Source organism: Pseudomonas sp. PDM15, assembly GCF_014851565.1.
Lineage (GTDB): Bacteria > Pseudomonadota > Gammaproteobacteria > Pseudomonadales > Pseudomonadaceae > Aquipseudomonas.
The window spans coordinates 745,061-768,449 of record NZ_JACVAA010000002.1 but is presented as its reverse complement, the minus strand read 5'-3'; the positions used below and the strand labels follow the sequence as shown (position 1 = coordinate 768,449).

Annotated in this window: 22 protein-coding genes; 8 read left to right on the top strand and 14 right to left on the bottom strand. The window is 66.6% G+C overall.

The window, feature by feature from the left end; all coding sequences use genetic code 11:
- Positions 1–12: 12 nt before the first annotated feature.
- The gene (yejK, locus tag IB232_RS07750; protein ID WP_192397928.1) at positions 13–1,020 is read right to left on the bottom strand and encodes a nucleoid-associated protein YejK; all 1,008 of its coding nucleotides are present in this window, start codon (positions 1,018–1,020) and stop codon (positions 13–15) included.
- 272 nt (positions 1,021–1,292) lie between these two features.
- Here yejK and IB232_RS07745 point away from each other — a divergent pair, with 272 nt between their 5' ends.
- Positions 1,293–2,897 carry a M28 family metallopeptidase gene (locus IB232_RS07745; protein WP_192397927.1) on the top strand — a complete coding sequence of 535 codons (1,605 nt, stop codon included), beginning with the start codon at positions 1,293–1,295 and terminating at the stop codon, positions 2,895–2,897.
- Positions 2,898–2,947: 50 nt separating this feature from the next.
- On the opposite strand, the gene IB232_RS07740 is transcribed toward IB232_RS07745, so the two are convergent.
- Complete coding sequence (locus IB232_RS07740; RefSeq protein WP_192397926.1) at positions 2,948–4,279, bottom strand: TAXI family TRAP transporter solute-binding subunit; 1,332 nt, start codon at positions 4,277–4,279, stop codon at positions 2,948–2,950.
- 60 nt (positions 4,280–4,339) lie between these two features.
- Positions 4,340–5,605, bottom strand: coding sequence for an L-methionine/branched-chain amino acid transporter (gene yjeH, locus IB232_RS07735; protein WP_192397925.1), 1,266 nt, complete (start codon positions 5,603–5,605; stop codon positions 4,340–4,342).
- 123 nt (positions 5,606–5,728) lie between these two features.
- Here yjeH and IB232_RS07730 point away from each other — a divergent pair, with 123 nt between their 5' ends.
- Complete coding sequence (locus IB232_RS07730) at positions 5,729–6,148, top strand: Lrp/AsnC family transcriptional regulator (protein WP_192397924.1); 420 nt, start codon at positions 5,729–5,731, stop codon at positions 6,146–6,148.
- A gap of 15 nt (positions 6,149–6,163) precedes the next feature.
- Here IB232_RS07730 and IB232_RS07725 read toward each other — a convergent pair whose 3' ends face one another.
- The 4 genes from IB232_RS07725 to IB232_RS07710 are packed head-to-tail and all read right to left on the bottom strand — an operon-like array spanning position 6,164 to position 9,245.
- The gene (locus IB232_RS07725) at positions 6,164–6,961 is read right to left on the bottom strand and encodes a substrate-binding periplasmic protein (protein ID WP_192397923.1); all 798 of its coding nucleotides are present in this window, start codon (positions 6,959–6,961) and stop codon (positions 6,164–6,166) included.
- 43 nt (positions 6,962–7,004) lie between these two features.
- The gene (rlmF, locus tag IB232_RS07720) at positions 7,005–7,997 is read right to left on the bottom strand and encodes a 23S rRNA (adenine(1618)-N(6))-methyltransferase RlmF (protein WP_192397922.1); all 993 of its coding nucleotides are present in this window, start codon (positions 7,995–7,997) and stop codon (positions 7,005–7,007) included.
- A gap of 43 nt (positions 7,998–8,040) precedes the next feature.
- On the bottom strand, positions 8,041–8,262 hold the full coding sequence (locus IB232_RS07715; protein ID WP_192397921.1) for a TIGR02450 family Trp-rich protein: 222 nt from the start codon (positions 8,260–8,262) through the stop codon (positions 8,041–8,043).
- Positions 8,259–9,245 (bottom strand): NAD(P)/FAD-dependent oxidoreductase, encoded by a 987-nt coding sequence (locus IB232_RS07710; RefSeq protein ID WP_192397920.1) that lies wholly within the window; start codon positions 9,243–9,245, stop codon positions 8,259–8,261. The genes IB232_RS07715 and IB232_RS07710 overlap by 4 nt, the downstream gene beginning before the upstream one ends.
- A gap of 219 nt (positions 9,246–9,464) precedes the next feature.
- On the opposite strand from IB232_RS07710, the gene IB232_RS07705 reads away from it, so the two are divergent.
- From IB232_RS07705 to IB232_RS07690, 4 genes are all read left to right on the top strand, one after another.
- A complete protein-coding gene (locus tag IB232_RS07705) occupies positions 9,465–10,370 on the top strand; it encodes a TIGR01777 family oxidoreductase (protein WP_192397919.1) in 906 nt (301 codons plus the stop codon).
- On the top strand, positions 10,367–11,389 hold the full coding sequence (gene hemH, locus IB232_RS07700) for a ferrochelatase (RefSeq protein WP_192397918.1): 1,023 nt from the start codon (positions 10,367–10,369) through the stop codon (positions 11,387–11,389). Before IB232_RS07705 ends, hemH begins: the two co-directional genes overlap by 4 nt.
- 2 nt (positions 11,390–11,391) lie before the next feature.
- Positions 11,392–12,234: a substrate-binding periplasmic protein gene (locus tag IB232_RS07695; RefSeq protein WP_192397917.1), complete on the top strand. Its 843-nt coding sequence runs from the start codon at positions 11,392–11,394 to the stop codon at positions 12,232–12,234.
- A 197-nt stretch (positions 12,235–12,431) separates the two neighbouring features.
- Entirely contained in the window at positions 12,432–13,439 is a 1,008-nt protein-coding gene (locus tag IB232_RS07690; protein WP_192397916.1) for an acetoacetate decarboxylase (ADC), read from the top strand.
- Between the two features lie 98 nt (positions 13,440–13,537).
- On the opposite strand, the gene IB232_RS07685 is transcribed toward IB232_RS07690, so the two are convergent.
- The 7 genes from IB232_RS07685 to IB232_RS07655 all read right to left on the bottom strand — a co-directional run bounded on the left by IB232_RS07685 (position 13,538) and on the right by IB232_RS07655 (position 21,510).
- Positions 13,538–14,149, bottom strand: coding sequence for a hypothetical protein (locus IB232_RS07685; RefSeq protein WP_192397915.1), 612 nt, complete (start codon positions 14,147–14,149; stop codon positions 13,538–13,540).
- A 160-nt stretch (positions 14,150–14,309) separates the two neighbouring features.
- On the bottom strand, positions 14,310–15,494 hold the full coding sequence (locus tag IB232_RS07680) for an acetyl-CoA C-acyltransferase (protein ID WP_192397914.1): 1,185 nt from the start codon (positions 15,492–15,494) through the stop codon (positions 14,310–14,312).
- 27 nt (positions 15,495–15,521) lie between these two features.
- Positions 15,522–15,956 (bottom strand): acyl-CoA thioesterase, encoded by a 435-nt coding sequence (locus IB232_RS07675; protein WP_192397913.1) that lies wholly within the window; start codon positions 15,954–15,956, stop codon positions 15,522–15,524.
- 252 nt (positions 15,957–16,208) lie between these two features.
- Positions 16,209–17,372 carry an iron-containing alcohol dehydrogenase gene (locus IB232_RS07670; protein WP_192397912.1) on the bottom strand — a complete coding sequence of 388 codons (1,164 nt, stop codon included), beginning with the start codon at positions 17,370–17,372 and terminating at the stop codon, positions 16,209–16,211.
- A 17-nt stretch (positions 17,373–17,389) separates the two neighbouring features.
- The gene (locus IB232_RS07665) at positions 17,390–18,385 is read right to left on the bottom strand and encodes an alpha/beta hydrolase family esterase (protein ID WP_192397911.1); all 996 of its coding nucleotides are present in this window, start codon (positions 18,383–18,385) and stop codon (positions 17,390–17,392) included.
- Positions 18,386–18,484: 99 nt separating this feature from the next.
- Complete coding sequence (locus tag IB232_RS07660; RefSeq protein WP_192397910.1) at positions 18,485–20,275, bottom strand: acyl-CoA dehydrogenase C-terminal domain-containing protein; 1,791 nt, start codon at positions 20,273–20,275, stop codon at positions 18,485–18,487.
- Positions 20,272–21,510: a 3-hydroxyacyl-CoA dehydrogenase gene (locus tag IB232_RS07655; protein WP_192397909.1), complete on the bottom strand. Its 1,239-nt coding sequence runs from the start codon at positions 21,508–21,510 to the stop codon at positions 20,272–20,274. The genes IB232_RS07660 and IB232_RS07655 overlap by 4 nt, the downstream gene beginning before the upstream one ends.
- A 95-nt stretch (positions 21,511–21,605) precedes the next feature.
- On the opposite strand from IB232_RS07655, the gene IB232_RS07650 reads away from it, so the two are divergent.
- Both IB232_RS07650 and IB232_RS07645 read left to right on the top strand, forming a co-directional pair.
- On the top strand, positions 21,606–22,505 hold the full coding sequence (locus IB232_RS07650; protein WP_192397908.1) for a LysR substrate-binding domain-containing protein: 900 nt from the start codon (positions 21,606–21,608) through the stop codon (positions 22,503–22,505).
- 281 nt (positions 22,506–22,786) lie between these two features.
- The gene (locus tag IB232_RS07645) at positions 22,787–23,296 is read left to right on the top strand and encodes a hypothetical protein (protein WP_192397907.1); all 510 of its coding nucleotides are present in this window, start codon (positions 22,787–22,789) and stop codon (positions 23,294–23,296) included.
- The last annotated feature ends 93 nt before the right edge of the window (positions 23,297–23,389 follow it).

The window sequence follows — 23,389 nt, the reverse complement described above, 5'->3', positions numbered from 1 at the left end:
CATGGGCGGCGATTAGTCCTTGCGCCGTTTCAACTGATCCTTCAGCTGCGTCGGCACCTGGCGAATGATCAGCATGTCGCGCGCCTCGTCGTACTCGATCTTCGAGCCCAGCAGGTGGGCCTCGAAGCTGATCGACAGGCCCTCGGCGCGGCCGGTGAAGCGGCGGAACTGGTTGAGGGTGCGCTTGTCCGCCGGGAATTCCGGGGCCATGCCGTAATCCTTGTTGCGGATGTGCTCGAAGAAGGCGCGCGGGCGGTCCTCGTCGATCAGTCCGGAAAGCTCGTCGAGGGTGATCGGCTCGCCGATCTTGGCCTGACTGGTGGCGTAGTCGACCAGTGTCTCGGTCTTGGCGCGGGCCTGCTCCTCGGCCATGTCCTCACTCTCGACGAAGTCGCTGAAGGCCTTGAGCAGGGTGCGGGTCTCGCTCGGCGCATCGACGCCTTCCTGGCAGCCGATGAAGTCGCGGAAATAGTCCGAGACCTTCTTGCCGTTCTTACCCTTGATGAACGAGATGTACTGCTTGGAGTTGGCGTTGTTGCGCCACTCGGAGATGTTGATGCGCGCGGCCAGGTGCAGCTGGCTCAGGTCCAGGTGCTTGGCCGGTGCCACGTCCAGCGCCTCGGTCACAGTCACGCCTTCGCTGTGGTGCAGCAGGGCGATGGCCAGGTAGTCGGTCATGCCCTGCTGGTAGTGGGCCAGCAGCACGTGGCCGCCGGTGGACAGGTTGGACTCCTCCATCAGCTTCTGCAGCTGCTCCACGGCCTGGCGGCTGAAGGCGGTGAAGTCGCGCTCGCCATCCAGGTAGGCCTTCAGCCAGCCGCTGAACGGGTAGGCGCCGGATTCCTCGTGGAACAGGCCCCAGGCCTTGCCCTGCTTGGCGTTGTAGCTCTCGTTGAGATCAGCCAGCAGATTCTCCATGGCCTGCGACGCGGCGAGCTCGGAGTCGCGTGCGTGCAGCACGGCCGGCGAGCCGTCGGGCTTCTTGTCGATCAGGTGGACGATGCAGTGGCGGATCGGCATGGGTATCGGTCTTCGGTGGTTCGGAACAGGGCGAGGAGTCTACCCGACAACGGCCCGTGGCGGGTCTCTGGCCAGTCGGGTGATGGCTTAGTGCCGCTATCTTCGGTGATCCACCGCAATATTTCGGATAAAAGTCGCTACCCCGCTTCGCTTCCCAGGAAATGTACGTCTACTGTTTTTTCGTCCACACGACGCAGTAAAGGGACGGCCCGCGGCGGCGCCACAAGCGCCGCCGCATCCATTTGCTCCAAATACGGATTGGAGAAAGACCCATGCATTACAAGAAAAAGCTGCTGTTTGCTTCTCTTCTGGCCTCCGCGGCCGCCCCGGCGCTCGCCGCCGGACCTCAGGATCTCTCGCAAGTCTTCGACAAACTCTGGAGCCCGACTCGCCTCGGCCCGCTGGAGTGCCGCGCCGGCCTCCTCAACAGCTCACCGCTGTTGCTGCCGCGCTGCATGCAGGCGGAAAACACCCAGCAGCACCTGCAGATGCTGCACGACGTGGCCCTGGCCAACGGCGGCAATCGTGCCGCCGGCCTGCCGGGTTACGACGGCTCGCTGAACTATGTGAAGGAAACCCTGGAGCGCGCCGGATACCGGGTCACGCTGCAGGCCTTCCCGTTCAGCGCCTTCTACCCGCAAGGGCCGGGCACGCTGCAGGCCGTGGCGCCGAGCCCGGAAACCTTCGAATGGGAGGTGGACTTCACCTACCTGTCGCAGACCGATGCCGGTGATGTCACCAGCACCGTGGTGCCGGTGGACATCGCACTCGGTGCCGGCAACACGTCCAGCAGCGGCTGCGAGGAGGCCGACTTCACCGGCTTCCCGGCGGGCTCCATCGCCCTGCTGCAACGCGGTAGCTGCAACTTCGCGATCAAGGCCGAGAACGCTGCCAACGCCGGCGCCGTCGGCGTGGTGGTGTTCAACCAGGGCGACACCGAGGACCGCAAGGGTCTGATCAACGCCACCCTGGGCGACGCCTATGCCGGTGGCATTCCGGTGCTGTTCACCACCTATGACGTGGGTGTTGGCCTGGCCCAGACGGCCGAGCTTCAGCTGCGCATGGTCACCGACGTGGTGCGCGAGCGCACCCAGACCCAGAACCTGGTGGCCGAATCGAAGCATGGCAACCCGAACAACGTGGTGATGGCCGGTGCGCACCTGGACTCGGTATTCGAGGGTGCGGGCATCAACGACAACGGTTCGGGCAGCGCGGCGCTGCTGGAGCTGGCCGTGCAGCTGCGCAAGGTGCGGCCGACCAACAAGCTGCGCTTCGCCTGGTGGGGTGCCGAGGAGTCGGGGCTGGTGGGTTCGACCTACTATGTGACCCAGCTGCCGCCGGAGGAGAAGGCGAAGATCAAGGCCTACCTGAACTTCGACATGATCGCCTCGCCGAACTTCGGCTACTTCATCTATGACGGTGACGGTTCCGCCTTCGGCCTGGAAGGCCCACCCGGTTCCGCGGCCATCGAGAAGCTGTTCGAGGAGTACTACAAGCTGCGGGGCCTGCCATTCGAGGGTGACGAAATCACCTTCCGCTCCGACTACGCGCAGTTCTTCACCGACGGCATCGCCTTCGGCGGCCTGTTCACCGGCGCCGAGGAGCTGAAGACCGAGGAGCAGGCCGCGCGTTACGGCGGCACTGCCGGCATCGCCCTCGACCCTTGCTACCACGCGGCTTGCGACAACCTGGGCAACATCGACATGCGTGCGCTGGAGATCAACGGCGACGCCATGGCGTTCGTCACCAGCTGGCTGTCGCATTCCACCAAGGCGATCGATGACGAGATCGAGGCCGGCAAGGCAGCGGGCCCGAGCCTGAAGCGCGCCGCCCAGGCCTACGACATCACCCACTGGGGCAAGCACTGGATCAAGTGATCCACGCCTGCTGACAAGAGCCCCGCCACGGTTCGCCGCGGCGGGGCTTTTTATTGCACCGCTGCTGACGCCTGACGGTGCTGCACTGCATGCAGGCGCTCGATCATGTAGCGCAGGTGCATGTGCAGCTCGTACAGTTCGCTGGAGTAGGACAGCGGCACTTCCACCCGCGCCAGCTCGTCCTCCAGCTTCTCCAGGCGCTCGATCTCGGCGCCGATATCGCCATTGAGCTTGCCCTTGTACAGCTGCTGGTCGATCTCGCGCAGGTGCTTGTACCAGCGGTAGATGCGCGCGCGGATGCGCCACTGGTAGATCGGGCCGATGGCCTTGAACAGCGGGAACAGCAGTACCAGCAGCGGGATGGCCAGGATGATGTAGCGGTCGGCCAGCGAGGCGATGCGGAACGGCAGGTAGCGCTGCAGGATCGGCAGGCCCTTGTCGTAGTAATAGTCGGCCTCGCTCAGGGTCTGCAGTGACAGCGGCGGGCGCACCGGATAGCTGCCGGCCGGGTCGAGCAGGCTGCCGTTCTTCAGCACCGTCTTGGCTGCTTCCAGGATCAGCGGGGTCAGCGAGGGATGGAAGCTCTCGCCGGCCACCAGGGTGGCCACAGGGCCGAGGGTGACGATGTCGCGCTCCGGGGTGTTGCGCGCCATGTCCAGCATGCCTTCGCCGACTTCCAGGCGGCTCAGGTAGGGCAGGCGCGCCAGGTAGGCCTCGGTGCGGCGCAGGCTGACCAGGCGCAGCTTGGGCTCGGCGGCCAGGCGTTGGATCAGCGGGTTCTCCGCCGGGCCGACGAAGAACGCGGCGTCCAGCTCACCCTTCACCAGCGCATCGGCGGCGCGGCTGCCGCCCAGTGCCTGCCACTGTTTGGGATAGGCGCCAGGCTCGATGCGGTTGGCGGCGAACAGGGCGGCGGTCACCGCCTGGGTGCCGCTGTCTTCCGAGCCGATGGCCAGGCGCAGCTTCATCAGGTCGGCCAGGCGCTCGAACTTCACTTTGCGCCCGGTGAACAGCCACAGCGGCTCGCGGTACATCACCCCGAGGCCGGCCAGCTTGTCCCGCTCCTCCTGGTCCAGCGCAAGCTCCTGGCCGCTCTGCACCAGGGCCAGTTCGACGGAGCCTTCGCCCAACTTGGCCAGGTTGTCGCGCGAGCCCTGGCTCTGCACCAGCTCCAGCTCGAAGCCCTGCTGCTCCAGCTCGGCCCGCAGGCGTTCGGCGAAGGCGTGGTAGCCGCCACCCGGCGCACCGGTGGCCATGCGCGCATGCATGGGCGGCGGCGGGGCGACGAAATAGAACAGCGCGCCGACCAGGCCGGCGAGTACCGGCACTATCCACAGGTTGGCGAGGATGAGGATTTTCAGGTCGCGGAGAATGCGGCGCATGGTCGGTCCTTGTGGCTATCCCTGGCAGAGGATAGCCGGCCCGGGCCACTCGCTCACCGTTCAGCCGCGCGAGGCGAGAACCGATCCGCGGCGATCGTGCCAGTAACCCAGCGCGGCCAGCAGCACCAGCAAGCCGAGGGCATACAGCGCCTCCACGCCCAGGGCCACCAGCACCAGGCAGCAGAGCAGCGTGCTGAAACCGGCGATCCAGCGCCAGAGGCCGCGCAGCAGCACCCAGCCGGCGGCCATGCTGAGCAGGTAGACGACGATGAAGTTGCCGTTGGCGTAGCGGATCAGGTCGTCCACCGACAGCTGCATTACCGCGGCCAGGGTGGCGCACAGGCAGCAGATCAGCACCACCACCAGCAGGGCGCGCGCCGGTACGCCGTGACGGTTGAGCGGGGCGAGGGAGGAGGGCAGCTTGCCTTCGTCGGCCAGGCTCCAGATCAACCGGGCGAAGCCCTGCACATAGACGTTCATCGAGGCGAAGCAGGCCAGGTAGCCCACCGCCGCCACCAGCCAGCGCGCCTCATCACCGAGCAGCATGTGCATCAGCCGCGGCAGCGAGGTGGCGTCGCTGTGCACGTCGCCGTACACCCCAAAGCTCAGTACCGCCACCGAGAAGCCCCAGTACACCAGGCCGGCCAGCAGCACGCCGAGCAGCAGGGCCAGGGGGAAGTCGCGCTGCGGGTGCTTGAACTCCTCGCCCAGGTGGGTGAAGGCCTCGATGCCGACGAAGCACCAGAACATCACGCCCAGCGCTGCAGGGATCAGCTGCCAGGAACCGTCGATCTCTGGCAGCAGCGGCTGGCTGGCCAGCGGCAGGTCGCCGACCCACCACACCAGGCCGACCGTGCCAAGGATCGCCAGGGCGATCAGCCCCTGCACAACGCCGCTGGCGCGGGCCGGGCGCTGGCCGAGCAGGAGCATGGCGCCGAGGGTGACGAACTGGATCAGCAGCGCCTCGCCCTTGCCAATCGGCAACACCGCCTGCCAGAAGCCGGTGGCGATGTTCAGCGCGGCGGGCAGGCCGACCGGCAGCACGGCGAGGAACAGGAAGGCGATCAGCCGCTCCATGCGCCCGCCGAAGGCGCGTCCGATCAGGTGCGGCGCGCCGCCAGCATGGGGGAAGCGCTTGCCCAACTGGGCGAAGGTGAAGGCTACCGGCAGCACCAGGGCGATCAGGATCAGCCAGGCCCAGAGCGAGGCGCTGCCGGCGGCGGTGGCGGCCAGCGCCGGCACCACGAAGATGCCGGTGCCCAGCAGCGAGGTACTGAGCAGGGCGATGCCCTGCAGCAGGCCCAGTTCCTTGTTCAGCCGGCTCATGATGTATGCTCGCTCCTTCCTTTCGATCCCGCCATGTTAAGCGCGCCGCCTCGGGCAGGTCGCCGCCGTTCACCGGCAAACTGGCGGAATCCACCGTCAAACTGCCTGCTGCCGAGAACCACCGTGGACAAGTTCGATCGCCAGATCATCGCCCTGCTGCGCCAGGATGCGCGTACCTCCGTCAGCCAGATCGCCCGCGAAATCAGCCTGTCCCGTTCGGCCGTCGGCGAGCGCATTCGCCAGCTGGAGCAGAGCGGGGTGATCCGCGGCTACCACGCCCAGGTGGCCGAGTCTGGCGACGGCGGGGTCAAGGCCTTCCTCGAGCTGTTCTACAAGGACGGCCGCTGCCAGGACTACGTCGAGCGCATGCGTGCCTACCCGGAGATCCGCCAGTGCTGCGGCATCAGCGGCGAGACCGACATGCTGGTGCAGGTGGAAGCGGCGAGCATGGCGCGTCTGGCCGAGATCCGCGGGGTGATCGAGAGCTTCCCCGGCATGCAGCGGGTGAAGACGCACATGGTGGTCAACGAGTGGGCGATGTAGCGCGCAAGCTGCCGCCTATTCGGTCGACGCCTGAGTCGCCTCTTCCTCGGTGAGCATGTACTTGCCTGCCTGCAGGTCCTGGAAGTAACGGTCGTAGCGCCCGCTGTCGCGGAACGCCTGCAGGCGCTGGTTGAAGCGCAGCAGCAGGTCCTCGCTGCCGGCCAGGCTCCTGGGCAGCATCAGGTAGCTGCGGTTGATCAGCAGCGGCCGAGGGTGGTGAGTGACCCGGGCGCGTTCCGCCGGGGTGAAGTGGCGGCTCAGCGCGGCGTAGCCGACGTTGATCTCCTGGGGGTAGAGCACCACCCGCTCCTTGAGCAGTTTCTCGAAGTTCTGCTGGTCGCTGGAGACCCGCTCCATGTGCACCTTGCCCTTGGCCAGGAAGGCGTCGAAGTCGGGGCCGTAGCTGTATTCCAGACCGCCGCCCAGGGTCATGCCGGCGAGGTCGTCGAAACTGTGCCAGTCGAAAGGTTGCGACTTGAGGTGGAAGAACACGAAGCGTTCGTCCAGCAGTGGTGCGCTGAACAGGAAGTCCGCCTCGCGCTCGCCCTTGTGCATCCACACGCCGGTAGCGTCGAACTTGCCGGCGGCGGCCGCCGAGTAGGCGCGTGGCCAGGGCAGGAAACGAAAGCTGACCTTGTAGCCTTCTTCGGCGAACAGGTCGCTGATGATGTGGGCGATCACGCCGCTGTGGCGCAATTCCTGGGACAGGTAGGGTGGCCAGTCGCCGACGCTGATCTGCAGCTCGCGCGGTTCCGCCTGGGTGGTCAGGCACCAGGACAGACAGCAGATCGTCAGCAGGGTTTTCCAGCGCATGGGGACTCCCGGACTCCCGGAGGCTGTTGCCCCTTCAGCATAGTCAGTTGGCGCTGTCGGCGATGCTACCGTTCAGCCAGGCGCGTCGCGCCCCGACCTCATGGAAGGTCCAGGCGACGAAGCGGCTCTGCTTGTTGCCCTGGGCCATGTCCAGCTGGCGCACTTCCAGCGCGCCGGCCTTCTTCAGCGCCGCTTCCAGGCCGGGCAGGTTGCTGGCCTTGGACACCAGGCTGCTGAACCACAGCACCTGGCCGGCCACCTCCGCGCTCTCGCGCGCCATGCGCCGCAGGAAGGCCGCCTCGCCACCCTCGCACCACAGCTCGTTGCTCTGCCCGCCGAAGTTCAGCACCGGCAGCTTGCGCTTGGGATCGAGCTTGCCGAGGTTCTTCCACTTGCGCGTGCTGCCGCTCACCGCCTCGGCGGCGGAAGCGTGGAAGGGTGGATTGCACAGGGTCAGGGTGAAGCGCTCGCCGCTGGCCAGCAGGCCTTGGAAGATGTGCTGCGGCTCGCTCTGCTGGCGCAGTTCGATGACCTCGGCCAGGCCGTTGGCCTGGACGATGACGCGGGCGGCGGCCAGGGCCACCGGGTCGATGTCCGAACCGAGGAAGCGCCAGCCATAGTCGCTGTGGCCGAGCAGCGGGTAGATGCAGTTGGCGCCGGTGCCGACGTCCAACGAGCGCACCGCCTTTCCGCGCGGAATGGCGCCGTCGTTACTCTCGGCTAGCAGGTCGGCCAGGCCGTGCAGATAGTCGGCGCGGCCGGGAATCGGCGGGCACAGGTAACCCGGCGGAATGTCCCAGTGGGCGATGCCGTACAGCTGGCGCATCAACGCGCGGTTGAACACCTTCACCGCCTCGGGATCGGCGAAGTCGATGCTCTGCTTGCCGTAGGGGTTGAGGATGACGAAGCGGCCCAGCTCGGGGCTGGCCTCGATCAGCTTGGGAAAGTCGTAGCGCCCTTGGTGGCGGTTGCGTGGGTGCAATTGGCCTTTGACGACGGCTTTGGGCTGGCGGGGCGGGTGAGCTTTCTGGCGCATGGTGGAGGTTTCGGCGGGTGGGGGCGGCATTGTCCCACAGGGGCTATATCCAGCCCATCTGCCAGTGCTCGCCATCTTCTAGCTGGTGCCAGTCGATGCGCTCGCTGCGCCGCGTCAGCACGGCCTGCAGCTCCACGGCCAGCACGTTGCCTTCCTCGTCGCGGTGCAGTTCGATCACGAGGAAATGCTTCTCGCGCTGGCGTGGCTGGCGCGCGGTCCATTTCGACAGCAGCAGCTTGCGCGGGTTGATGCGCTCGGGCGTCACTGTCGGTGCTCCAGCAGCCGTCGCGCCACCTCCTGGCCGCTGAGCCAGGCGCCTTCCACCCGGCCGGACAGGCACCAGTCGCCGCAGGCGTACAGGCCCAGGTCGGCGTAGGCCAGGGCGCCCCACTCGTGGGCGCTGGCCGGGCGTGCATAGAGCCAGCGATGGGCCAGGGAGACGGTCGGGGCGGGCAGGGCGCAGCCGATCAGCTCGGCGAAGGCGCCGTGCAGCTGCTCGATCACCGCCTCCTTAGGCAGGTCCAGGTGCTGCTTGCTCCAGACGCTGCTGGCGTGCAGCACCCAGGTGTCGACGCTGCCATCGCGGCCTGGCTTGCTGCGGCTGCGGGCCAGCCAGTCCAGCGCGCCGCCCTGCACGAAGCAGGCCTCGACGCGGGTATCCAGAGGCTGCTCGAAGCCCAGGGCCACGGCCCAGGTCGGTTCCATGATCACGCTGGCGGCGGCGCCGGCCAGCTTGGGCGCGGCGGCCAGCAGGTTGGTGGCCTGCGGCGCCGGGGTGGCGATGATCACACTGCTGTAGGGGCCGTGGCTGTTGCCCTCGGCGTCCTGCAGGCTCCAGTGCTGCTCGCCGCGGAACACCTCGGTGATACGGCAGGCGAAGTGCACCGGCAGGGCGCCGAGCAGCGCGCGGCTGACGGCGCTCATGCGCGGCGTACCGACCCAGCGCACCTGCTCGTCCGGCGAGGGCCGCAGACCGTTCTCGTTGTAGTGGTAGAGCTGCGGGTTCCACTCGGCGACCCAGCCTCGGGCCTGCCACTGCTGTACCACTTCGACGAAGCGGCGGTCGCGGGCGGTGAAGTACTGGGCGCCGAGGTCCAGCGAGCCGGCGTCGCTGCGCTTGCTGGCCATGCGTCCGCCGCTGCCGCGGCTCTTGTCGAACAGCTCGACCTCCAGCCCTGCCGCATGCAGGGCCTGGGCGGCGGAGAGGCCCGCCAGGCCGGTACCGATAATCGCGATGGGTGCGTTCATTGTGAGCCTCGTTTCCTAACCGGTCGCTTCTCGGAGCGATGTTACTGCCGGCTACATGTTGGACACGGGTGGACGAATATTGGTTGTAACCGTCTCACGCAATTCGCTGCGTGAGCCTGCTGAAACTGGGACGGCGGCCTCGGTGAAAAAAGGCACGTTGCGGCGTCATGATTCAGACTAGGGCGTGACAGGTGGTTAACGCCATGCGAGGAGGATGCCATGCACATATTGCTGACCGGCGGTACAGGTCTGATCGGACGTGCCCTGTGTCGCCAGTGGTTGCGGCAGGGACACCAGCTGACGGTGTGGAGTCGCACGCCGGACAGGGTCGCCGCGCTGTGCGGCGCCGCCGTGCGTGGCATCGGCCGGCTAGAGGACTACGGCGACGGTCCGCTGGATGCGGTGATCAACCTGGCCGGCGCGCCCATCGCCGACCGGCCCTGGACGCACAGGCGCAAGGCGTTGCTGTGGGCCAGCCGCGTGACGCTGACCGAGCAGCTGCTGGCCTGGCTGGAGAGCCGCGACCATAAACCGCGGCTGCTGATCTCCGGTTCCGCCGTAGGCTGGTATGGCGATGGCGGCGAGCGAGAGTTGCACGAGGACAGCCCGCCGGTGGTCGAGGACTTCGCCGCTCAGCTGTGCGGCGCCTGGGAGGAGACGGCGCAGCGCGCCGAGGAGCAGGGCACCCGCGTGGTGCTGCTGCGCACCGGGCTGGTCCTGGCCGGCGACGGTGGCTTCCTCAAACGCATGCTGCCGCCGTTCCGCCTGGGGCTGGGTGGGCCGATCGGCAATGGTCGGCAGTGGATGCCGTGGATCCATCTGCAGGATGAAATCGGCCTGATCGATTTTCTCTTGCAGCGGGAAGACGCCCGCGGTCCCTATAATGCCTGCGCGCCGCAGCCGGCCAGGAACAAGGCCTTCGCCCGCGCCCTCGGCCGTGCGCTGGGTCGCCCGGCACTGTTGCCGCTGCCCGGTCCGCTGCTCAGGCTGGGCCTGGGCGAGATGTCCGGGCTGCTGCTCGGCGGGCAGAAGGCGCTGCCGCAGCGCGCCCTGGCCGCCGGCTACGAATTCCGTTTCACCGATCTCGACTCGGCCCTGGCCGACCTGTTCAAGGACACCGCATGACCGATCATGCCCTGCTGTTGATCAATCTGGGTTCGCCGGCCTCCACGGAGGTTGCCGACGTGCGTCGCTATCTCAACCAGTTCCTCATGGACCCCTATGTGGTCGACCTGCCCTGGCCGCTGCGCCGGCTGCTGGTGTCGCTGATCCTGATCAAGCGCCCCGAGCAATCGGCCCATGCCTACTCGTCGATCTGGTGGGAGGGCGGTTCGCCGCTGATCGTGCTCAGTCGTCGCCTGCAGCAGGCCATGCAGCCGCACTGGTCGCACGGCCCGGTGGAGCTCGCCATGCGCTACGGCGAGCCGTCCATCGAGACGACGCTCAAGCGGCTGGTGGCCCAGGGTGTGCGCAAGGTGACCCTGGCGCCGCTCTACCCGCAGTTCGCCGACAGCACCACCACCACCGCGCTGGAGGAAGTGCGCCGGGTAGTGCGCGAACAGAACCTGTCGCTGCAGTTCGCCGAGCTGCCACCGTTCTACGCCGAGCCGGAATACCTCGACGCCCTGGTGGCCAGCGCCAGGCCGCACCTGCAGCAGGATTTCGATCATCTGCTGCTGAGCTTCCACGGTCTGCCCGAGCGCCATCTGCACAAGCTCGACCCGAGCGGCCATTGCCTGAAGGGCGCCGACTGCTGCCGTACCGCTTCGCCCCAGGTGCTCGCTCACTGCTATCGCGCTCAGTGCCTGCGCAGTGCCGAGCTGTTCGCCGAACGCGCCGGGCTGCCGGCGGGCAAGTGGTCGGTGTCGTTCCAGTCACGCCTGGGCCGCGCCAAGTGGATCGAGCCCTACACCGAGACGCGGCTGGACGAACTGGCCAAGGCCGGGGTGAAGAAGCTGCTGGTGATGTGCCCGGCCTTCGTCGCCGACTGTATCGAGACCCTGGAGGAGATCGGCGATCGCGGCCGTGAACAGTTCCAGGAAGCAGGTGGCGAACAGCTGGTGCTGGTGCCGTGCCTGAACGATCACCCGCAGTGGGTCGAGGCGCTGAAAATCCTCTGCGAGCGTGCACCGCAGGAGCTGTGACCGTGACTCCGTCGCGCTGGCTGCTGACCGCTCTGTTGCTCTGCGGCAGCCTGCAGGCGGCCGAGCTGCGCGTCTGCCAGCATGATGCCAGCCGTTATGCTTACCGCCTCGAGCTGACTCGACTGATTCTCGAGCGCACGGAAGTGACCCACGGCGCGCTGCACGTGGCTCCGGCGGATGGCGTGGACCCGCCGCAGGAGCGTTGCCTGGCGCAACTGCGCGCCGGCATGGTCGACCTGGCCTATGTGCCGCCCAATGCCGAGCGTCTTCGCGACCTGCGCATGATCCCCTTCGATCTGCATGCCGGCATGCTCGGCTACCGCTTGCTGCTGATCCATCGCCAAGATGCACCGCGCTTCGCCCGGGTCAAAACCCTGGACGACCTGCGTCGCCTGCGAGGTGGTTTCGGCAGCCAGTGGAGCGACTATCCGTTGTTCGCCCTCAATCGTCTGCCGGTGGTCGGTAGCGCGCACCCGGAAAACCTTCTGGCCATGCTTGCCGAGCGCCGGTTCGACTATTACCACCGTGCGCTGCACGAGGCCTGGGACGAGGTGGGCGACCATCCCGAGCGGTACCCCGAGCTGATGGTGGAGCCTGGCCTGGCGCTGGTCTACCCGCTGCCGGTGTATTTCACCTTCAACCGCGCTGAGCCGGAGCTGCGTCAGCGTTTCGAGGAAGGCCTGACGCTGATCCAGGCCGATGGCAGCTTTCGCGAGTTGTTCCTGCGCCATTTCGGCGAGCAGCTGCGGCGCAGCAAGCTGGCGCAGCGGCGTCTGCTGATTCTGCAGAGCGATCTGCCGGAAGGCCTTCCGGCTACGGACAACCGCTTCTGGTTGCGCCCCTGAGACGACATACCCGTTGGTAAATCCAATCGGTCGGCGCAGCCTCTATGGCCGCTGATAAGCCGTGCATGTCGCGCTTGACCTTAAAGTTAAGTTTAAAGTTAGGGTTTCCGTGCCCCGCCCCTCGAGGTCCTGACCCAGAGGCGCAAACCCGGGTTCAGCAGGCAAGAACCCCACCACGACACGGAGAACCAACAGACATGAAATTCACCAGGGTTGCATTAGCGGCAGGAGTCTTCCTGAATGCCATCGCAATTTCTTCATGGGCGGCGGATGCGCCGTCTACCCAGCAGGCAGAGACCGCAACCACCGTTATCGCCGGCCACAGCATCCCGGTGCCGGCGGGCGGGTTGTACGACCGCTACCACTCCAATCCCCCGCTCTCCGTTATCGCGGCCGAAGCGCCGGATATCGACCTGAGCTGGTTCAGGGAACTCAAGAAGACCAAGGTCGACATGGGCTTCGAGTCCTATTCGCCCAACTTCTATTACAAGAACAGCAAGGTCACGGCGGTCTTCACCGCTGACCTGGACAAGCTGAAGTCGCTGATGCCCGCGCAGGTGCTGGAGCAGGTGCAGCCGCTGCAGGTGTGGCCGGGCAGGGGCCTGGTCGCGTTGACCGGCTACGTCTATGAATACTGCGACAACGACAGCTACAACGAGATCTCGCTGTCCATCGTTACCAACAAGCCCGGAGACTCCAACCTGGGTCCGATCTCCCTGGTCGGCCAGTCGATGTCGAAGGACTTCTGGGGCTATGTGCTCAAACTTCCGGTCAACACGGAACTCGCCAGGGTCAGGGGCGTGGTCGGCTACAACCTGCCCAAGTGGCTGACCGGGATCCACTTCAAGGAAAACGACCAATCGGTGGTCTTCGAGATCATCGACAGCCAGACGGGGAAAGTCGACGTCACGCTGGAGACGGACAAGCTGAGCGAGCTTTCCGATGAAGCCGATCTGATCACCAACAGCTTCACCAATATCGGCCACAACGGCGAGCTGACCTATGGCTACGCGCTGTCACGCCAGTTGAGCCACGCCTCCAGCACCGATGAAGATTCGGTGAAGCTGGGACTCAGCGATGGCAGCCTGTCGACTTACATCAAGGCCCTGGATCTGGGCGAGATGGTGAAGTACGAATACGTGCCGAATTTCCAGAGCGCGCTATATGCCCCAGCGCCGCTGCAATCGCTGCTGGAGAGCGACTGACTCGGCAGAGCAGGGCAAATACAAACAAGAACGGAGGCCGTAGCCTCCGTTCATAACCGGCGAATGCATTTGAGGGTAGGGGATATTTCCTGGTCCGATCAGCTGGCGGTATTCATGAGCTCGGCCATCAGTTTGGCGACCGGAGCTTCGCTGTCCACGCTAATCGGGGACGAAACGCGGAACTTGAGAATGTTGTCGCCCAAGTCGAAGAGATAGAGCGTGGAATTGATCTTTTGCACTTCACCCTGGAAGGGCTCTTGGAATTCATAGTCAACCCGGAGACCGGACACGCTTTGGCCTCGGTATGGAAGTGTTACGGCGCTTTCGGCTATGAGCTGTCCACCAGGGTGGGCTAGGAGAATCTCCTGTTTTTGCTGCTCCTGATGATCGCTCCATAGCTTCTGCCGCGCGGTAGCGATCACTTCAGGAGGCGAACCGAAGGAGCTGATCGCCGGCCCAGGGTAAACGTATGCCGATACGGTAATGGGTTGGGCAATCAGTTCGGAGTTGTAGCCAACATACATGTGGCTAGCTTGCTGGTTGAAACTGACCAACTGAACACGTCGGAAGATGCCGGAAGAGGGAGGGAAGGTAATTCCGGTGCCGACCTGGGTATAGGCACCACCGACTTCTATGTTCTGGGGCTTGTAGGACGGTGTAATGCAGCCAGCAATCATGAAAGCTAGCAGCACGATGAAAAGATGTTTCATTTAACGTTCCTTGTAGTCGGCGCACTGGTGGCACTGGCGACGGGAACATACTGACCGGTATATGGGCTGTCTATGCCTTTTTTACGTGGTTGAACTGTCCTAGACGAAAAGAGAAACGGAGGCCGAAGCCTCCGTTCTCAACCTGCGAACAACCAGGGCTTTACAGTACTTCGAACAGCCCCGCCGCACCCATACCGCCGCCGACGCACATGGTGATCACCACGTACTTCACGCCGCGACGCTTACCTTCCAGCAGGGCGTGGCCGACCATGCGAGCGCCGCTCATGCCGTAGGGGTGGCCGATGGAGATGGCGCCGCCGTTGACGTTGAGTTTGGCCGGGTCGATGCCGAGCTTCTGTGCGCTGTACAGCACCTGGCAGGCGAAGGCTTCGTTGAGTTCCCACAGGCCGATGTCGTCGACGGTGAGGCCGTGCTGCTTGAGCAGCTTGGGCACGGCGAACACCGGGCCGATGCCCATCTCTTCCGGGGCCAGGCCGGCCACGGCGATGCCGCGGTACAGGCCCAGGGGCTGGATGCCGCGCTGGGCGGCCAGGGTGCCGCTCATCAGCACGCTGGCGCTGGCGCCGTCGGACAGCTGGCTGGCGTTGCCGGCGGTGATGCAGCCGCCCTCGATGACCGGCTTGAGCTTGGTCAGGTCGTCCAGCACGGTCTGCGGGCGGTTGCCCTCGTCCAGGCTGAGGGTGACGTCCTCGAAGCTGACCGCGCCGGTTTCTTTATCCACCAGCTTCTTGCGGGCAGTGACCGGGACGATCTCGCCCGCGAACAGGCCGGCGGCCTGGGCCGCGGCGGTGCGCTGCTGCGACTGCAGGGAGTAGGCGTCCTGCGCTTCGCGGCTGATGCCGTAGCGCTTGGCGACCAGCTCGGCGGTCTGCAGCATCGGCATGTAGGCGTGCTCGGCCATCTTCACCACGGCCGGGTCGTAGTCGGTGGCGGTCCACTTCATGTGGGTGTTCTGCACCAGGCTGATCTGCTCCTGGCCGGCGCCGATAGTGACGGCCATGCCGTCGACCATGATCTGCTTGGCGGCGATGGAGATGGCCATCAGGCCCGAGGCGCACTGACGGTCGATGGTCTGGCCGCTGACCGACAGCGGCAGGCCGGCGGCCAGCAGCGACAGGCGGCCGAGGTTGGTAGAGGCGGTGCCGCCCTGCATGGCGGTACCCATCACCACGTCCTCGATCTCGGCAGCCTCGATGCCGGCACGCTCGACGGCGGCGCGCAGGGCGACGGCGGCCATGGACGGCGACTTGAGGTCGTTGAAGGCGCCGCGGAAGGCCTTGGCGATCGGCGTGCGGGCGGTGGAGACGATGACGGCGTCTTGCATGGCGGAATCCTCTGTTGTGGCTCTTTATCAGTCGCGCAGCAGGCGGGCGAGCGCCGTACGCAGGTTTTCGGGAATCGGCACCGGCCGGTTGCTGGCGCGGTCGACGAACACATGGACGAAGCGTCCGGCGGCGCAGGCTTCGTCTTCGCCGGCCTTGAAGATGGCCAGCTCGTACTGCACCGAGCTGTTGCCCAGCTTGCCGACGCGCAGGCCGACTTCGATGCGCTCGGGGAAGGCGATGGAGGCAAAGTAGTCGCACGACGAGCTGACCACGAAGCCGATCACCTCGCCCTCGTGGATATCCAGGCCACCGACCTCGATCAGGTAGGTGTTCACCGCGCTGTCGAAGAAGCCGTAGTAGACGACGTTGTTGACGTGACCGTAGACGTCGTTGTCGTGCCAGCGCGTGGTGATCGGCTGGAAGTGGGCGTAGTCGCCGCGCAGGTGCTGCGGTGGGTTCATGCTCGGTCCTCGTGCTTGCGTACCACCCTAAGGCCTGGGTGGTGCGCGGGATACTTTGATTCGTGGGCTGTATTGGCCCTTATCGATGGTGAGTCGTCATTCGTAGGGTGGATCGCGCTTTATCGATCCACCGGGTGGGGCCGATGGTGGATGTACAAAGCGACCGCTACGCGCGCCGATCCACCCTACAACTGCCCCGAGTCGCCTGCAGCACCCTCACCCCAGCCCTCTCCCGGAGAGAGAGGGAGCCATTCAATACGCCGCCTGGTAGATGGCCAGCGCATCGGCCTCGCTGACCTCGCGCGGATTGTTCACCAGCAGGCGCTGCTGCAGCATGGCGTCGCTGGCCAGGGTCGGCAGCATGGCCTCCGGCACGCCGGCATCACGCAGGCGGCTGGGCAACCCGCAGCGCTGGTTCAGCGCGGCCAGTTCGTTGATGAACTCGGCGGCGCACTGTTCGGCACTGCCGCCCTTGAAGCGCTCGCCGAGCAGCAGTGGCGCCAGTTCGGCGTATAGCGGCGTGGCCGCCGGCGCGTTGAAGCGCAGCACATGCGGCAACACCAGGGCGTTGGACAGGCCATGGGGAATATGGAAATGCCCGCCCAACGGATAAGCCAGGGCGTGTACCGCCGCCACCGGCGCGTTGGCGAAGGCCTGGCCGGCCAGGCAGGCGCCCAGCAGCATGGCCTGGCGCGCCTCGCGGTTCTGCCCGTTGTGCACCGCCTGATCGAGGTTGGCGGCCAGCAGGCGCAGGGCCTCGCGGGCCAGCAGATCGGACAGCGGGTTCTTCTTCAGCTTGGTGGTGTAGGCCTCGATGGCGTGGACCATGGCGTCGATGCCGGTGGCAGCGGTTACTGCCGGCGGCAGGCCGAGGGTCAGCTCGGCGTCGAGCAGCGCCAGGTCCGGCAGCAGCAGCGGCGAGACCACGCCCATCTTGGTGGTTTCACCGGTGGTGACGATGGAGATCGGCGTGACCTCCGAACCGGTGCCGGCGGTGGTCGGCACCTGGATCAGCGGCAGACGCTGGCCGCGGGCGTTGCCCACGCCGTAGATGTCCTTCAGCGCCTGCTGGCAGTTGGGGTGGGCGAGCAGGGCGACCAGCTTGGCCACGTCCATCGAGCTGCCGCCGCCGAAGCCGACCACCAGGTCGGCGCCCAGTGCGCGTGCGCGCTCCACGGCATTGAGCACGATGGCCTCGGGTGGGTCGGCGATCACCTGGTCGAACACTTCCACGGCCACGCCGGCCTGGGCGAAGCCGGGCAGTACGCCGTCGAGCAGGCCGAAGCGGGTGATGCCGGGGTCGGTGACCAGCATCACGCGTTGGGCACCGCGCTCCTGGCACAGGCTGGCGAGGCGCGCGGCGGCGCCGGATTCGCAGAGGATCTGCGCGGTGGTGGCGAAGCTGAAGGGTTGCATGACGAATCCTCCGAAGGTCAGGGCTGCGCCGGCGTCGGGCGCTGGCGGGCGAAGAAGTCCCAGATGGCGCGCGGGCCGTCGAAACCGGAAAGGGTGGGGCCGAGCAGGCGTGGCGCGCGGAAGCCGGCCTGGGGCAGCAGATGGCCGCCGCCGATCACCCCGTACAGGGCGACCTCGGCGCGACCCTCGGCCTGCCACTGGTCGAGGCTGACGCGCTGCGCCGGATCGGTTGGATCGTTCCAGGCCGTGCTGCTGCGCACGGCATCGCGCGGGTAGCCAGCGAGATTGGCGAAGTACAGCGCCGACTCGTAGGCCGAGCGCACGTTGCCACGGTCACCGAAGCCGAACAGGCTGACCGGGCCGCCGTTGTAAGGGTTGATCGGATCGCGGGTACCGTTCATCAGCAGCACCGATACGGCCTGGCCGGAGGGCGCGCAATCCAGGTTGGCGTCGGTCGGCAGGTTGGCCGCCACGGCGGCGACACCAGCCAGCAGTTGCGGACGCTCCAGCGCCGCGCGCAGGCCCAGCTGGCCACCGTTGGAGTAGCCGACCAGGAAGGCGCGCTGCGGGTCGGCGCCGTGCTCGGCGGCGAAGCGCTGCACCAGGGCGGCGAGCAGGCCGAGATCGTCGATGTTGCGGGTGCGCGCCGGGTAGTCGGCGGCGCGGCGGCAGTCGTTCCAGTTGTTCTTGAAGCCCTGGGGGTAGACCACGATGAAGCCGTGCTCATCGGCCAGTCGCTCGAATGCGTAGGCGCTGTAGGTGCGGATGTCGGCGATGCTCTGCAGCGAACCGTGCAGCACGAACAGCAGTGGCGCCTTGGCCGGCAGCTTGGCTGGGCGGTAGAAGGCGAAGTCGCGCTGGCGCTCGCCAACGGCAATACGGTCGTGGCGAAGTTCGCTGCTCAGCTCCGGCACGGTCGGCGCCGGCGTGTAGAGGAAGTACAGATACAGCCCGGCCAGCAGCGCGGCGAGCGGTAGCAGAATCAGGGTCAGCACTCTTGTTGTTTTTCTCATGCGTGCCTCTTGGTGGAATCAAGGTTGGGGTGAGCGCGGGGATGCCCATGCAGAAACCCGCAGGGCAGCGCCGCGCGCAACGCCAATTTCACAGCGGCTTCAGAACGCGAAGCTCTCTTCGGCCATCGCCATCAGGCAGTCCGCGCCGCCCAGCAGGGCCTCGCGGTGGCTGCTGGCGCGTGGCAGCACGCGGCGCAGGTAGAAGTCCGCGCTGTGCAGCTTGGCCTGGTAGAAGGCCGCCTCGCCAGTGCCAGCGTCCAGCGCCTGCTGCGCGGTGGCGGCGGCCTGCAGCCAGAAGCCGGCCAGCAACACATAGGCCGAGTACTGCAGGAAGTCCACCGAAGCCGCGCCGATTTCCTGGGCATCGGCCTGGCTGTTGGCGATCACCTGGGCAGCCAGCTCGCGCCATTGCTGCAGGCGCTGCTCGACCAGGCGTGCGGATTCGGTCAAGGCCGGTTGTGCGGCGGCGTCGCGGGCGTGGGCGGCCAGTTCGTCGATCAGCGCGTTGAGTTCGGCGCCGCCGTCGCCCAGCAGCTTGCGGCGGATCAGGTCGAGGGCCTGGATGCCGTTGGTGCCTTCATAGAGCTGGGTGATGCGGCTGTCGCGCATCAGCTGTTCCATGCCCCACTCGCGGATGAAACCGTGGCCGCCGTAGACCTGCACCGCATGGCTTGCGACTTCCTGGCCCATGTCGGTGAAGAAGGCTTTGACGATCGGGATCAACAGCGCGGCGCGTTTGCCGGCGGCCTTGCGCGCGGCTGGTTCTTCGGCGCCATGCTCCAGGTCGAGCTGGCGCGCGGTGTAGGCGGCGAGCATGCGGCAGCCTTCGACCAGGGTCTTCTGGGTCAGCAGCATGCGCCGCACGTCCGGGTGCACGATGATCGGGTCGGCCGCCTTCTCGGGCGCGACGGCGCCGGTCAGGCCACGCGACTGCAGGCGTTCGCGGGCATAGCGCAGGGCACCCTGGAAGGCCGCCTCGCCGATGCCCAGGCCCTGCAGGCCGACCTGGAAGCGCGCGTCGTTCATCATGGTGAACATGCACGCCAGGCCCTGGTTGGCCTCGCCAACCAGCCAGCCGGTGGCGCCGTCGAAGTTCATCACGCAGGTGGAGGCGCCCTTGATGCCCATCTTGTGCTCGATGGCGCCGCAGCTCAGCGCGTTCTTCGCCCCCGGCGTGCCGTCGGCGTTGGCGATGAACTTGGGTACCAGTAGCAGGCTGATGCCCTTCACCCCGGCCGGGGCATCCGGCAGGCGCGCCAGCACCAGGTGCACGATGTTCTCGGAGAAATCCTGCTCGCCGCCGCTGATGAAGATCTTGTTGCCGGTGACGCGATAGCTACCGTCGGCCTGGGGTTCGGCGCGGGTGCGCAGCAGGGCCAGGTCGGTGCCGGCCTGGGGCTCGGTCAGGCACATGGTGCCGGTCCACTGGCCGCTGACCATCTTGCCCAGGTAGTCACGCTTGAGCTCGTCGCTGCCGTGCTTGTCGAGCGCCAGCACCGCGCCCTCGGTGAGGCCGGAATAGATGCGGAAGGATAGCGAGGCGCCCATCAGCATCTCGTGGAAGGCGAAGGCCACCAGCTGCGGGAAGCCCTGGCCGCCGAAATCGGTCGGCCCGGTCATGCTCGCCCAGCCGTTGTCCACGTACTGCTGGTAGGCGGCGCGGAAGCCCTTGGGCGTGGTGACCTTGCCGTTTTCCAGGCGGCAGCCTTCCTCGTCGCTGTTGCGGTTGAGCGGGGCGATCTCGTTGCCGGTGAAGGCCGCGGCCTCTTCCAGCACGCCGTCGATCAGCTCGCGGTCGAGGCCGTTGCCCAGGCGCTCGCAGTGGCCGGCGACATCGAACAGTTCATGCAGGACGAAGCGCATGTCGCGCAGGGGGGCTTGATAGCTCATGCGCGGCCCTCCTGTACGTCGGCGAAGCGCTTGCCGTCCGCCACCAGGCGGTCGATCAGCCCGGCCGGCTGCCAGTGCGCGCCGAAGCGCTCGGTCAGTTGCAGCAGGTGCTCGCGGATGGCGGCCACACCCTGGGCGTCGGCCCAGGCCATCGGCCCGCCCTTGTCGGCGGGGAAGCCGTAGCCGTTCAGATACACCAGGTCGATGTCATGGGCGTTGGCGGCGATGTTCTCCTCGAGGATTTTCGCGCCCTCGTTGACCAGGGCCAGCAGGCAGCGCTCGAGGATTTCCTCGGGGCCGACATTGCGGCGCTGATAGCCGAGACGCTCGGCCTCGCGCTGCACCAGGGCGTCCACTTCCGGGTCATGCTCGGCCTGGCGGCTGCCCGGCGCGTAGCTGTAGTAGCCCTTGCCGGCCTTCTGGCCGAAGCGGCCGAGTTCGCACAGGCGGTTGTCGACCTGTACCTGGGCCACGTCCTGGCCCTTGCCGGCCAGTTCGCGGGCGCGCCATTCCAGGTCGATGCCGACCACGTCGTACATGCGGAACGGGCCCATGGCGAAGCCGAAGCCCTGCAGGGCGCTGTCGACCTGGTGCGGGTAGGCGCCTTCGAGGAGCATGCTGCGCGCCTCGAATACGTAGGTGTGCAGCATGCGGTTGCCGATGAAGCCGTCGCAGTTGCCGGCCACCACGCTGATCTTGCCGATGCGCTGGCCCAGGGCCACGGCGGCATCCAGCACGGCCGGCGCGGTCTGCGCGCCACGCACGATCTCCAGCAGCTTCATGATGTGCGCCGGGCTGAAGAAGTGCAGGCCGAGCACGTCCTGCGGGCGGGCGGTGACGGCGGCGATGGCGTCGATGTCCAGCGCCGAGGTGTTGCTGGCGAGGATGGCTCCCTGCTTCACGATGCGGTCGAGGGTGCGGAAGATTTCCTGCTTGAGCTCGAGGTTCTCGTAGACGGCCTCGATCACCAGATCGACCTCGGCCAGGTCGGCGTAGTCGTTCACCGCCTGGATGCGCGACAGGCGCAGGCTGGCTTCACCGGTGCTGATGCGGCCCTTGGCGACGTTCTGCGCCCAAGTGTCCTCGGCCATCTTCAGGCCGGCCTCGACCATCTCCGGGTTGTTGTCCAGCCAGAGCACCGGGATGCCCGCGTTGGCCAGGCTGATGACGATGCCGCGGCCCATGGTGCCGGCGCCGATCACGGCGGCCTGCTCGATCTTGTAGTTATTGCTCATAGCCTTTCCTCGAACGCGATAGCGAAAACTGACGCACCTTAAGTACCGCTGTACTATTTGAGAAATTTTGACTTGTGATAAGTTGAATTCCGCTCGTGAATATATCGACCTTCGACCTCAACCTGCTGCGCGTACTCGATGCCCTGCTGCGCGAGCGCAACGTGTCGCGTGCCGCCGAGCACCTGGCGCTCAGCCAGCCGGCGGTGAGCAATGCGCTGGGGCGCCTGCGCGACCTGCTCGACGACCCGCTGCTGGTGCGCGTCGGTCGCGCCATGCAGCCCACGCCACGGGCCCTGGAGCTGGAGGCACCGATCCGTGCCGCGCTGCGGCAGATCGAGGAGAGCCTCAGTGAGGGCAGCCGCTTCGACCCGGCGCGCAGCCGTCAGCGCTTCACCATCGCCCTGACCGACTACGCCGAGATGCTGCTGATGCCGCGTCTGCTGGCGCGCCTGGCCGAGCAGGCGCCGGGCATCCGCATCGACGTGCGCCACCTGTCGCCACGGCTGCCGGCCGAGGCGCTGGAGAAGGGCGAGATCGACCTCGCCCTGGGCCGCTTCGAGGCCTTGCCGCCGCGCTTCAATGGCGTGCGCTGGATGAGCGAGACCCTGCAGCTGGTGGCGCGTCGCGACCATCCGCTGCTGGCGCGTGGGCTGGATCTGCAGGCGTTCCTCAAGCTGCGCCACCTCTGGGTGCACGGCGGGCAGACCCGCGGCATGGTCGAGCAGTGGCTGGGCGAGCAGGGCCTGAGCCGCGAGATCGTCTACACCACGCCGAACTATCTGCAGGCTGCGCACATCGCCGCCAGTGGCGAGCTGGTGGCGGTACTGCCCACGCGACTGGCGCGCTATTTCGCCGGATTGCTGCCGCTGCAGCTGTTCGACCTGCCGTTCGAGCTGGGGCCGTTCCATCTGGAGATCGTCAGCCTCGATCTGCGCCGCCGCGACACGTCCCTGCAGTGGCTGGTCGAGCAGATCCAGGCCCTGGACCAGGCCTGAATCCTACCGTTCGTCGTGTTCTCTTCCACTCAGGCGATGTGCAAGCGAGGCGCGAAGGCTCTAGGTCGGGCATTGCGCAGGCGCAGCGGTGCACCGTGCGCCAGCGCCTCTGCCATGGGCGCTGGCGATGGCTGAAGCGGATTGCCCATTAGCGGCGCGACCGACAACGCCGAAAAAAGTGCTAGAACATCTGCGCTCGCGCCTTATGTCCCATCCGCCTAAAGCCAGCGCTGGCGAGGCCATAGAATAAGGTTCCCAGGCCGAAATCCAGGGAGCACCCTATGGCTATCGCCATCAACCCCATTGGCAGCAATCTCTACGAGCCGCGCCCGTTGCGGGCGATCGATGACAGCGAGACCGCATTGGGCCCCGTGCGTAACCGGTTCGACACGGAGCTGAACCCCATCAGCAGCGAGCGGCTGCAGGACCGTCTGGCGTTGGTGCGGGAACGGGCCGCCGAGCGTTCCGCGCGCCAGCAGGAGCTGGCCGAGGAGCGGCGGCAGCTGCTGCGTGAAGAGCTTGCCGAGCAGGCTCGGCTGGCCGCAGACGAAGCCACCAGCAACCTGCAGGATCGACTGCGTCAGCAGCAGGTGGAGCGGGTACTGGAGGCCCAACGGGCCGATCAGCTGCAGCAGCCTGCTGAGCAGGACGATCCGCTGACGCCGCAGAACCTGACCCAGCAGCGGGCCGAGGCCAACCAGCTGACCTTCGGCCCGCAGCAGACGGTGACCACGCGGACAGCCATCGAGGCCATCACCACCTATCAGGAAACTCGGGACCTGATCGCCTGACGCGCCATGTAGGTAGGTGAGAAACGATCTGTGGTGATTTCGCCGCCGATGGCGGTTGCGTGCTGGTAGTGTTGTGCCGAATCGACAAGCGGA

Bases quoted from the DNA above. Each gene is read 5' to 3' on its own strand.
- IB232_RS07725 (WP_192397923.1), bottom strand. From the start codon at position 6,961: ATGCGCTGGAAAACCCTGCTGACGATCTGCTGTCTGTCCTGGTGCCTG.
- IB232_RS07690 (WP_192397916.1), top strand. From the start codon at position 12,432: ATGAAATTCACCAGGGTTGCATTAGCGGCAGGAGTCTTCCTGAATGCC.
- IB232_RS07745 (WP_192397927.1), top strand. From the start codon at position 1,293: ATGCATTACAAGAAAAAGCTGCTGTTTGCTTCTCTTCTGGCCTCCGCG.
- rlmF (WP_192397922.1), bottom strand. From the start codon at position 7,997: ATGCGCCAGAAAGCTCACCCGCCCCGCCAGCCCAAAGCCGTCGTCAAA.
- IB232_RS07665 (WP_192397911.1), bottom strand. From the start codon at position 18,385: ATGAGAAAAACAACAAGAGTGCTGACCCTGATTCTGCTACCGCTCGCC.
- IB232_RS07705 (WP_192397919.1), top strand. From the start codon at position 9,465: ATGCACATATTGCTGACCGGCGGTACAGGTCTGATCGGACGTGCCCTG.
- IB232_RS07675 (WP_192397913.1), bottom strand. From the start codon at position 15,956: ATGAACCCACCGCAGCACCTGCGCGGCGACTACGCCCACTTCCAGCCG.
- IB232_RS07685 (WP_192397915.1), bottom strand. From the start codon at position 14,149: ATGAAACATCTTTTCATCGTGCTGCTAGCTTTCATGATTGCTGGCTGC.
- IB232_RS07710 (WP_192397920.1), bottom strand. From the start codon at position 9,245: ATGAACGCACCCATCGCGATTATCGGTACCGGCCTGGCGGGCCTCTCC.
- hemH (WP_192397918.1), top strand. From the start codon at position 10,367: ATGACCGATCATGCCCTGCTGTTGATCAATCTGGGTTCGCCGGCCTCC.
- IB232_RS07670 (WP_192397912.1), bottom strand. From the start codon at position 17,372: ATGCAACCCTTCAGCTTCGCCACCACCGCGCAGATCCTCTGCGAATCC.
- IB232_RS07680 (WP_192397914.1), bottom strand. From the start codon at position 15,494: ATGCAAGACGCCGTCATCGTCTCCACCGCCCGCACGCCGATCGCCAAG.
- IB232_RS07645 (WP_192397907.1), top strand. From the start codon at position 22,787: ATGGCTATCGCCATCAACCCCATTGGCAGCAATCTCTACGAGCCGCGC.
- yejK (WP_192397928.1), bottom strand. From the start codon at position 1,020: ATGCCGATCCGCCACTGCATCGTCCACCTGATCGACAAGAAGCCCGAC.
- IB232_RS07740 (WP_192397926.1), bottom strand. From the start codon at position 4,279: ATGCGCCGCATTCTCCGCGACCTGAAAATCCTCATCCTCGCCAACCTG.
- IB232_RS07655 (WP_192397909.1), bottom strand. From the start codon at position 21,510: ATGAGCAATAACTACAAGATCGAGCAGGCCGCCGTGATCGGCGCCGGC.
- IB232_RS07660 (WP_192397910.1), bottom strand. From the start codon at position 20,275: ATGAGCTATCAAGCCCCCCTGCGCGACATGCGCTTCGTCCTGCATGAA.
- yjeH (WP_192397925.1), bottom strand. From the start codon at position 5,605: ATGAGCCGGCTGAACAAGGAACTGGGCCTGCTGCAGGGCATCGCCCTG.